Origin of the sequence: Yersinia sp. 1252 StPb PI (assembly GCF_048593885.1) — a bacterium.
Classification (GTDB): domain Bacteria; phylum Pseudomonadota; class Gammaproteobacteria; order Enterobacterales; family Enterobacteriaceae; genus Yersinia; species Yersinia enterocolitica_E.
This window is the reverse complement of the sequence record NZ_JAZGQE010000165.1, coordinates 1-10,505: the sequence shown is the minus strand read 5'-3', so window position 1 is coordinate 10,505 and position 10,505 is coordinate 1. Positions and strand designations below refer to the sequence as shown.

The following is a 10,505-nucleotide window of genomic DNA, read 5'->3' as shown; positions in this document are numbered from 1 at the left end:
ATATAAGGTTATTACCTAAACACAAATAATATTGAGAAGTATTATTATTTGCAATAAAATAGTAAGCATTCTCTCCAGTGTGCCAGCCTATCATCGTAATTTAGATATGGGCGATGTGCTATGCGACGGTTATTGGATTGGAATATAACGTTTTTTTGTAACAACCAAGCTAAATAGAGGCAAATAAAGCCCGGTTGGCATCAAGAACCTGACGTATGAGGTTTAAATACTTTCCATTATTGTACTTCCAGGTAGGGATAAATCATGTTTGATATTTCTGGCAAGAAGATACCAACAACATTGCCATTTCGCGCAGGCTGCACAGCAAAGACCTTATTATTCACCACCACCTTGATACTAATACCGTCACTCAACGCATTAGCGGCCACTGCGGCTAAAGAAGATAAATTAGTGGTTGTCGCCAAACCGGGCAGCGGCCAACAAGATGATGGTTTCGTCGCTAAAAACAGCGCCACCGCGACTAAAACTGACACACCACTGATCCGCACCCCACAATCAGTTTCAGTTATTACCCGCCAGCAAATGCAAGATCAAGGGGCGGCTTCTGTGGCACAGGCCCTGCGCTATACCGCCGGTGTCGTGCCGGAATACCGTGGCGGCTCGAATATGAATGACGAAGTGATCATTCGTGGTTTTGGCTATGCCCCGCGTTTTCTCGATGGCTTAAGCTACAACTCATTAGGTGGTGCACGCCGTGGAGGCCAGATAGACCCCTGGTTGCTGGAACGAATTGAAGTCATCCGCGGCCCAGCATCAGTGCTTTACGGCCAAGTGAACCCCGGCGGCCTGATCAATATGGTCAGTAAACGCCCAACAGCGGAAAGTATTCATAAAGTGCAGGTGGGTGCAGGCAATAATAGCCTGGCTGAAGCAGCATTCGACTTCGGTGGCGTGTTGGATGATGAAGGTAAAGTACTCTATCGTTTGAACGGGCTTGGCAGAACACAAGATGATGCCGTAAATAGCTTTAAACAGGAGCGTTTTGCTCTCGCCCCGGCACTAACCTTTATCCCGAACGAAGACACCACCTTCACCTTACTGACCAGTTATCAGAAAGAACCCAAAGCCGGTTCACGTAACTTCTTGCCAGCCACTGGAACCGTGTTTGGTACTGCATACGGCCATATACCTTACGATTTTAACGTTAGCGATCCGTCATTTGATCAGTCTGAACGCGAGCAGACCTCTGTCGGCTATGCTCTTGAACATTATATCAATGACACCTTTAAATTCCGCCAGAACCTGCGCTACAGCTATAACAAGCAAGACTACAAGTATCTGGTCTTTATGAATTTGCTGCCAGATAACCGCACCATGACTCGTCGCCCGCAAATCGAGCGCCAGACCATGGCTGAGTTTGCCGTTGATAACCAACTGCAAGCTGATTTCTGGACCGGGCAGTTAAACCATACGGTGCTGACTGGGCTGGATTACAAACGTAGCCGTATTGATAGTCAGTTCTTTATGGGCACCGTGCAGACAAAATACAATCTGGATTGGGTATCACCTGTCTATGGCCTGAATATTAAAGAGGGTGACTTGTCACTCAATAGCAGTGATCTGACCAAACTCGATCAGGTGGGGGTCTATTTACAAGATCAAATTGAACTGGATAAGTGGAATTTCCTCTTATCCGGGCGCTATGACTGGTCACAGTTAAAAACACTAAGCCGCAAAACCGCTACTCAGGATCAACAAGACGACCATGCCTTTACCGGCCGTGCTGGTGTGTTGTATGCCTTTGATTCCGGTATCTCGCCGTATATCAGCTACAGTACTTCATTTGAACCTAGCACCGCCAAAGGCGCGCCGGGAACTGGGGCATTGGACCCGGTTACCGCGCGTCAAGTTGAGCTTGGCCTCAAATACCAGATACCGGGCAGCAGCACCTTGTTGACGACTGCATTGTACGATTTACGCCAGAAAAATATCAGCCAATACGACCAGGCGCTGGCCTACAACGTCCCAATTGGTGAAGTGCAATCTCAGGGGATCGAAACGCAGTTAAACAGTGAGATTAACGACAATATCAACCTGATTGCTGCCTATACCTACACCAAAGGGAAAGTGCGTGAAACCAAAACACTGGCTGAATTAGGCAAAATGCCAGCCCGCACACCAAGCCATTCCGCCTCACTGTGGGGAATGTATACCTTTGATAAAGGAGTAGTCGATGGCTTATCCACTGGTGTTGGTGTCCGCTATATCGGCACCAGTTGGGGTGATGCCAAGAACAGCTTTAAAGTCCCGGCGGTGACATTGTATGACTGGATGATGCGTTATGAACTGGGACAAGCTCTGCCAGCGATGAAAGGCACCAGTTTGCAGGTTAACGTCAACAATGTGTTCAACAAAGAATATGTTGCCAGTTGTGCACAGATGGCAGCTTGCTTCTATGGCAGTGGCCGTGTTGCCACCGCAACTGTCAGTTATGCCTGGTAAGGCTTAGGTTTATTCAGCCCACGCCGATTGATGCATAGCGGTGTGGGCTAATAACTTAAAGAAAAGTAAATATTTCTTCTAATCAACCCCATTGTGGCTTCAGATATCGAAATAAATAGAATAAATTCAGCATACTAACGTTTTGGCAACCTTTTATTTCACTCAGTGCAACCCGATAAAACCATTCTAAAAACAGGGAGATGGTCCTATACTCGCTGGCAGCATTATTTAATATCACCACACATTCAGGTTAAACATGCCAGCATTTAGGGGAGTACCACAGCTTATGCACCGGATGCGCGCCAGTAAAATGCGCATGTGCGGTATGCTGCTGGTTGCCTGCTGGCTAATTCTCAACGCGCAGTTGGCCATCGCCGGCCATCAGTGTGATATTGCCCCTTCTGCCTCGCCGGTATTTACCCAGCATCAAGGGCATATACAGCCTGACCCTTTAGCAACAGAAAACCAAATGCACGACATGCCATCAATGATGGATATGTCTCATGGTCAGGGGCAAAACCCCTTATGTGAAAAACACTGCATCCCTGACTCTGTCCAGTCTGACAGCGGCATGTTGGTGCTGGCAGCCTTACCCACCAATACGGAGTTAGTATTGGCTGATAGGCAACAAACACCACGCGTCCAGCGCGTTGACTGGCATACCCCCCCCATTGTCGGCCCCCCCACTGAAATCGCTTTCTGCCGCTTTAGAGAATAGATCCAGACATAAATAACCGTTTTCTTCAGGCCACTTAATCGTGGTGTGTTGTGCTTATTCTATGTTTTGGAGTTATTGCTATGCGTATCTTATTTAGCGCTGTATCTGCTGTATTACTGTTCTCTTCTCCGCTGTTCGCCGCCAGCCCGGCCATGAGTGAAAGTAGCCCGATGTCTCATGATAGTCATACAATAATGGCGGATTCTGCGCCAGCAGAGAGCTATCACTCCCAGGGCCAGATAAAAACCTGGCATGCCACCCGCGTATCTATCGCTCATAGCGCCATTCCAGCATTGAACTGGCCACCGATGACCATGACATTTGACCTACCGGAGAGCCTGGCCGCACAGCCATTACCCGCAGGTACATCCGTGACCTTCAGTTTCCGCCAGACCGAACAAGGCTATCAGCTAACTGCCATTTCAGCACAGCAGCCATAAGGCGGGATAATGATGACCCCTTTACTGAATCACCCACAGCAGGTGCGCCCCACGGCTGCGCTGCCATTCGGATTTACCGCACTGCTAATGGCGGCACTTTTCACTCTGCCAGCGGTGAGCTACGCGGCAGATATCACACTGGAACAGGCGCTGGTCTATGCTGAACGCTACTCGGCCGAGCTGTCAGCCAATCAGCATCAGGTCAATGCGCTGGAAAATATGGCCACTTCAGCCACCCAACTGCCCGATCCAAAATTGAAGTTTGGTATTGAAAACCTCCCGGTCGGCGGCAGTAATGCCCGCCGCTTCACCCGCGAGGGCATGACCATGCAGCGGGTCGGTATCATGCAGGACTATATCAGTAGTGATAAGCGACAAAGAAAGGCTGATACCCTGAGTGCTGAAGCGCGCAAAACGGCAGCAGGCAGTGAAACTATCCGCACCCGGCTGCAAAAAGAGACGGCGCAGGCGTGGCTTGATCTCGCCCTGACCGAACAGGCGGTGGGCGCGGCGCAAGTGCTGGTAAAAGAAAGCGAAAAACAGGTCGCATTGCAACGGGCCGGGGTTGCCAGTGGTGGCGCATTACCCAGCAGTGTATTGGATGCGCGCCTGACGCTATCTGCCATGCAGGATAGATTGACCACCGCACAACGTGACGTTGCCTTAGCACAAACCCAGTTGACGCAGTTGACCGGTATTGAGGTCAAGCATATCAGCGGCCCGTTACCACCATTCGCCCGCCTACCGGCAGATATCACCGTGTTGCGTGATGCCATCCAACAGCACCCTGAAGTGTTGCTTGCCAGCCGCGAAGCTGACGTTGCCAAAGCCCGCTCCGCACAATCGGCCATTGCCGCCACACCGGACGTTGGGATCGAGGTCTATTACGCTAAACGAGCTGACGAGTATGACGATATGGCGGGCGTTATGATCACCGTTGATTTGCCACTATTCCGCTCACAACGTCAGGACAAAGACTATGCCGCCGATGTATCGCGTTCAATGGAAGCCAACGACCAGCTTACGTTACTCACCCGCGACCACCGGGCGCAACTCGATACTCTGCTGGCGCAATATCAGGCCACACAGCAATTATGGCAGCGTCAGACTGATGAGGTTATACCACTGCAAAAACAGCGGGTTAAATTGGTTATGGCGCAGTATCAGGCCAATAAAAGCGATTTAAGCAGTGTGCTGGAAGCACGGCGTGCCCTGCTCGATAGCCAGCTCAATACCAGTAATGCCGCCAGAGAGTTAGCCCGTACCTGGGCTGCCATCCGTTATCTGACCCCGCAGGAGAGCATGCGATGAAAAAGCTATCTAGTTTGACGCTGGTGGCCGTCGCCGTGATCAGTGGCGTTGCCGGTTATCTGTTGGCTAAACCCGCCTCAGAGCACTCCACCACGGCAGCCACGGTGGTTGAAAAAACACCGGCAGAAAATAGCCGGAAGGTGCTGTATTGGTATGATCCTATGTCCCCCGGCCAGCGTTTCGACCAACCTGGCAAATCGCCGTTTATGGATATGGAGTTGGTGCCGCGCTATGCCGATGAAGCCGTAGCACAGGGCGGCGTTAGCATCAGCCCCCGCCAACAGCAGAATTTAGGCGTGCGCACTGCCGCGGCGGAAATGCGATCACTCAACTATCGTCTTGCCGGTTACGGCACAGTGGCAACCGATGAGCGCAGCGTGCAGGTTATCGCGGCGCGGGCTAACGGCATTATTGAACAATTGTATGTACGCGCCAATCAACAACCGGTCAGTAAAAATCAGCCATTGGCGCAATTATGGGTTCCCGATTGGAGTGCCGCGCAACAAGAGTATCTGGCAATCCGCACCTTGGGTGATAGCCAATTAACGGCCGCCGCTCGCCAACGGCTACAACTGCAATTTATGCCAGAAGAGGTGATTCGCAGTGTCGAAAAAAGCGGCCAGCCGCAAACGCGGATCACCTTACGATCTCCGTCTGAGGGTTATGTGAGTAAGTTGGATATTCGGGCCGGTTCACAAGTGACTGCGACACAATCACTGTTTGAATTAGCCAGCCTTGATCCGGTATGGATAGTGGTGGACTATCCGCAATCACAAGCCAGTTTAGTCACTATCGGCAGTACGATTGCCGCCACGACCGCCAGTTGGCCGGGTGAAACCTTCCACGGCACCGTCAGCGAGCTATTGCCTAATATGGATCTCGCTACCCGCACCTTAAAAGCGCGCATCGTCCTGGAAAACCCACAACAAAAGCTGAAACCGGGCATGTACCTGAATGTACAATCCGCGCCAGCAGATAATCTAAAACCGGTCTTGGCTATTCCACAAGAAGCCTTGCTGATGTCAGGCAATAGTAACCGGGTGCTGCTGGCTGAAGGTAATGGCTACTTTAAGCCAGTGGATGTCAGTACCGGGCAAACTCAGGACGGCTGGACAGAGATAAAATCCGGGCTTAACGTCGGTCAATTGGTGGTGACCTCGGGCCAATTCCTGATTGATTCAGAAGCCAGTCTGCAAAGCGCTCTGCCACAAATGGAGGATACCCCCACCTTAACTGAGAATACCACGCCAACAGCGAATAACACTGCCGCAGCAGCTATTGATATCTACTCGGTGCAAGGGAAAGTCATCGCTATCAATGGTTCAACAATCACCTTATCCCATGGCCCGATCGCGGCCTTGAAATGGGGAGCGATGACGATGGACTTCCAGCTACCGGCAGAGTCGTTATCACCGGAAATCGTCGCTGGTAGTCAGGTTAATTTCACTTTCACTCTCAATGAACAAGGGGCACAGATCCGCCAAATCCAGCCGGTAACAAGCAATAGCAGTACCGATACCCACAGGAGCCACCTATGATTGCCGCCATTATCCGCTGGTCACTGCGCAATCGGCTGTTGGTACTGCTTGGCGCGGTGATGATGGCCGCGTGGGGAATTTGGTCACTGCAACAAACCCCGCTGGATGCGCTGCCAGACTTGTCAGACACGCAAGTGATCATCCGTGTCAGTTATCCCGGTAAAGCACCACAAGTGGTCGAGGATCAGGTGACTTACCCACTGACGACCACCATGTTGTCAGTCCCTGGTGCCAAAACCGTACGCGGTTTCTCGATGTTCGGCGACGCCTATGTCTATGTGCTGTTTGATGATGGCACTGATCCTTATTGGGCACGTTCACGGGTGCTGGAGTATCTCAGTCAGGTGCAGGCTACCTTGCCGACTGAAGCCAAAGCCTCGTTGGGACCGGATGCCACGGGGGTGGGTTGGATCTATGAATATGCCTTAATCGACAGAACCGGCAAACACAGTCTGGCCGATCTGCGTGCCTTGCAGGATTGGACACTAAAATTTGAGTTGAAAACAGTACCCAATGTCTCTGAAGTGGCCAGTGTCGGGGGCATGGTGCGCCAATATCAAGTCGTTCTCGACCCGGAACAGATGCGGGCGCTAAATCTATCCCATCAACAAATTGCCAGCGCCATTACTGATAGTAATCAGGAAGGCGGTGGTTCGGTGCTGGAAATAGGGGCGGCAGAATATATGGTGCGCGCTAGCGGTTACCTGAAAACGCTGGATGACTTCAGGAATATCGTGATCACTGCTCGTGCAGGTATTCCCATTTTACTGTCCGATGTCGCTACCGTGCGGATGGGGCCAGAAATGCGCCGTGGCGTGGCCGAGCTTAATGGTGAAGGGGAAGTTGCCGGTGGCATCATTGTGATGCGCTATGGCAAAAATGCACTGGAAACCATTAACGGCGTGAAGGAGAAGCTGCAACAGATTCAGCGCAGCTTACCAGCTGGGGTGGAAATCGTACCGGTATATGATCGTTCACACCTGATTACTCAGGCCATCGACAGCTTATCATTCAAATTGCTGGAAGAGTTTTTAGTGGTGGCGGTGATCTGCTCACTGTTTTTGTTCCACTTCCGCTCAGCATTGGTGGCTATCATCACTCTGCCCCTGGGGATTCTCGGGGCGTTTATCGTCATGCACTATCAGGGGGTCAATGCCAATATTATGTCGCTGGGCGGGATAGCCATCGCCATCGGGGCTATGGTGGATGCCGCGATCGTGATGATCGAAAATATGCACAAAGTGTTGGAGCAATGGCGGCGAGATAACCCGGGGAAAACACCGGTCAGTCAGGATTACTGGCGCATTTCAGAGCAGGCGGCCATTGAAGTCGGTCCGGCGCTGTTTTGCAGTTTACTGATCATCACCTTATCGTTTATTCCGGTATTTACATTACAGGCGCAAGAGGGGCGGATGTTCTCTCCGCTGGCTTTTACCAAAACCTATGCCATGGCCGTTTCGGCGGGGTTAGCCATTACGTTAGTACCGGTATTAATGGGCTATTTTATTCGCGGCAAAATCCCTGATGAAAATGCCAACCCCATTAACCGTGGGCTAATCGCCCTTTATCATCCGGTGTTAACCGCCGTACTGGCGCGACCAAAAACCACATTAGCTATCGCGGGTATATTACTGCTGGCAACCCTGTATCCATTAAGCCGTCTGGGGAGTGAGTTTATGCCCGCGTTGGATGAAGGTGATTTACTGTATATGCCTTCTACACTGCCGGGGATTTCGGTACGCGAAGCCAGCCATTTACTGCAACAAACCGATCGTTTGATAAAAACCATACCGGAAGTGGCGACAGTATTTGGTAAAGCCGGGAGAGCAGAGACGGCAACAGATCCAGCCCCTCTGACCATGATCGAAACCACCATTCGTTTTAAACCCAAGGATCAATGGCGGCCGGGCATGACCATGGACAAATTGATCGAAGAACTGGACGCCACCGTCAAGGTGCCCGGTATCGCCAATCTCTGGGTGCCACCGATCCGCAATCGGCTGGATATGCTCTCTACCGGCATCAAAAGCCCGGTTGGGATCAAAGTGAATGGCAAAAATGTGCACCAAATTGAGCAGGTGGCACAGCAAATCGAACAAGTGGTGCGCAACGTGCCAGGTGTGACCTCGGCCCTCTCGGAACGACTGGCAGGTGGCCGCTATGTGGATATCAACATTGACCGTCAACGGGCCGCTCGCTATGGGGTTTCAGTAAAAGAACTGCAATCACTGGTGGCAACCGTGATTGGCGGGCAAAACATCGGTGAAACCATTGAAGGGCGTGAACGTTATCCAATCAACCTGCGCTACCCACGGGAAATACGTGATTCACTGCAAAAATTGCGTGATTTGCCGGTAGTGACTGCCGGTGGCGGGCAAGTCGCACTGGCGGAACTGGCCGATATCAAGGTGACAGAAGGCCCACCGATGCTGAAAAGTGAAAATGCGCGCTTATCTGACTGGGTCTATGTTGATCTGCGCGGGCGAGATTTGAAATCAGCCGTTACTGAAATGCAGCAAGCGGTGGCACAACAAGTGAAACTGCCGGAAGGCGTCTCCCTTAGCTGGTCTGGGCAGTTTGAATACCTGGAACGGGCAACGGCAAAACTGAAAATTGTGTTACCGGTTACCCTGATGATCATTTTTGTCTTGTTGTATGTCACGTTCAGCAGTGTCCGCGATGCCGCATTAATCATGGCGACGCTTCCCTTCGCACTGATTGGCGGGGTGTGGCTGCTGTATGGCTTGGGATATAACTTTTCCGTTGCCGCCGCGGTGGGCTTTATCGCCCTGGCCGGTGTGGCCGCTGAATTTGGCGTAATAATGGTGCTGTATCTCAATCAGGCGGTGAAAAAACATCAGCAACCCGGCATTGCTATGACGGCCAGCCAGATGAGTGCAGCTATTCATGAAGGCGCGGTGCTGCGGGTGCGACCAAAAGCCATGACTGTCGCCACTATTATGGCCGGCTTGCTTCCCATTATGTGGGGCGGCGGGACTGGGTCAGAGGTCATGCAACGTATTGCAGCTCCGATGATTGGCGGGATGGTGAGTGCACCACTGCTTTCGATGCTGGTTATTCCTGCGGTGTATATGTTGCTGCATAAAAAAGAGAGTCAACAGCAATAAAACTCTCATCGCCCTCACTCTTGCCAGACAAGATTGAGGGCATTCTCACACTTTCTTATAACCTCTCAAATCAGCGGGTGCGACGGAAGGTTAAGTTAATGCGATAAGCGCCGGTCGTAGCGGAAAAACCGGCTTTCAATGGCAGTACACCGTGGTAGTTCAAACGGGAAGGCCCACCCCAGACCACAACATCCCCTTGCGTTAATAAGACTCTCTGGCATTTAGCCTCACGCGTCAGCCCACCAAATTGAAATACCGCAGCTAGCCCCAGCGATACCGAGACTATTGGCTGACGCAGATCCAGCTCATCTTTATCCTGATGTAATGATAATTTAGCCCCTGCCTCGTAGCGATTTATCAGGCAGGCATCTGGTTCAAATTGAGAGAAACCCGCTTGTTGCGCGGCATCGACTGCTAATGTCATAAAACTTGCCGGAATGGCAGGCCAGTTTTTCTCAGTCAAAGGATCAACCGGGCTATAGCGATAACCTTGCATATCACTCACCCAACCAACCTGACCACAATTACTCATGGCAACCGACATCCGGTAACCGCCGGGGGTGATGAGATGGCGAAAAGGCGCGGCAGTGGTGATAGCAATAACATCAGCAAATAATAATGCGGCCTGCTGCCGTGCATAATGATGTAAAACAACCGCACCGGGCGCTAACGTTTCAATCCAGGGATCATGAGGCAACTGATCAAATAAATCCATGGTCATAAAGGCACCTACTGTAGTTATCACTGTTTAGTGATTAAGACTTTAACAGTTTACTCTTCACCCCACACACTATCACTTGCGATCAATTCATATCGGTTAGCCCAGTTGTTATCGCCCTGCCAGAGAAATTTATCCTGTTAAATTATCGTCTATTAACTTTCGCCACCAATAAAAACAAATATTATA

General features: G+C 51.1%; 7 protein-coding genes. 6 read left to right on the top strand and 1 reads right to left on the bottom strand.

Annotated elements, in window-relative coordinates; translation table 11 throughout:
- The first annotated feature begins 264 nt into the window (after positions 1–264).
- The 6 genes from V2A85_RS18875 (at position 265) to V2A85_RS18850 (ending at position 9,598) form a co-directional block, all read left to right on the top strand.
- Positions 265–2,463, top strand: a complete 2,199-nt coding sequence (locus V2A85_RS18875) for a TonB-dependent siderophore receptor (protein WP_420072095.1) — start codon at positions 265–267, stop codon at positions 2,461–2,463.
- Between the two features lie 286 nt (positions 2,464–2,749).
- Positions 2,750–3,181: a hypothetical protein gene (locus V2A85_RS18870; protein ID WP_420072094.1), complete on the top strand. Its 432-nt coding sequence runs from the start codon at positions 2,750–2,752 to the stop codon at positions 3,179–3,181.
- An 80-nt stretch (positions 3,182–3,261) separates the two neighbouring features.
- Positions 3,262–3,621, top strand: coding sequence for a copper-binding protein (locus tag V2A85_RS18865; protein ID WP_372560518.1), 360 nt, complete (start codon positions 3,262–3,264; stop codon positions 3,619–3,621).
- A gap of 12 nt (positions 3,622–3,633) precedes the next feature.
- A complete protein-coding gene (locus V2A85_RS18860; protein WP_420072096.1) occupies positions 3,634–4,932 on the top strand; it encodes a TolC family protein in 1,299 nt (432 codons plus the stop codon).
- Positions 4,929–6,470 carry an efflux RND transporter periplasmic adaptor subunit gene (locus V2A85_RS18855; RefSeq protein ID WP_420072093.1) on the top strand — a complete coding sequence of 514 codons (1,542 nt, stop codon included), beginning with the start codon at positions 4,929–4,931 and terminating at the stop codon, positions 6,468–6,470. The genes V2A85_RS18860 and V2A85_RS18855 overlap by 4 nt, the downstream gene beginning before the upstream one ends.
- Positions 6,467–9,598, top strand: a complete 3,132-nt coding sequence (locus V2A85_RS18850) for an efflux RND transporter permease subunit (RefSeq protein WP_420072092.1) — start codon at positions 6,467–6,469, stop codon at positions 9,596–9,598. The genes V2A85_RS18855 and V2A85_RS18850 overlap by 4 nt, the downstream gene beginning before the upstream one ends.
- 70 nt (positions 9,599–9,668) lie before the next feature.
- Here V2A85_RS18850 and alkB read toward each other — a convergent pair whose 3' ends face one another.
- Positions 9,669–10,319 carry a DNA oxidative demethylase AlkB gene (gene alkB, locus V2A85_RS18845; RefSeq protein ID WP_372560515.1) on the bottom strand — a complete coding sequence of 217 codons (651 nt, stop codon included), beginning with the start codon at positions 10,317–10,319 and terminating at the stop codon, positions 9,669–9,671.
- Positions 10,320–10,505 lie beyond the last annotated feature (186 nt).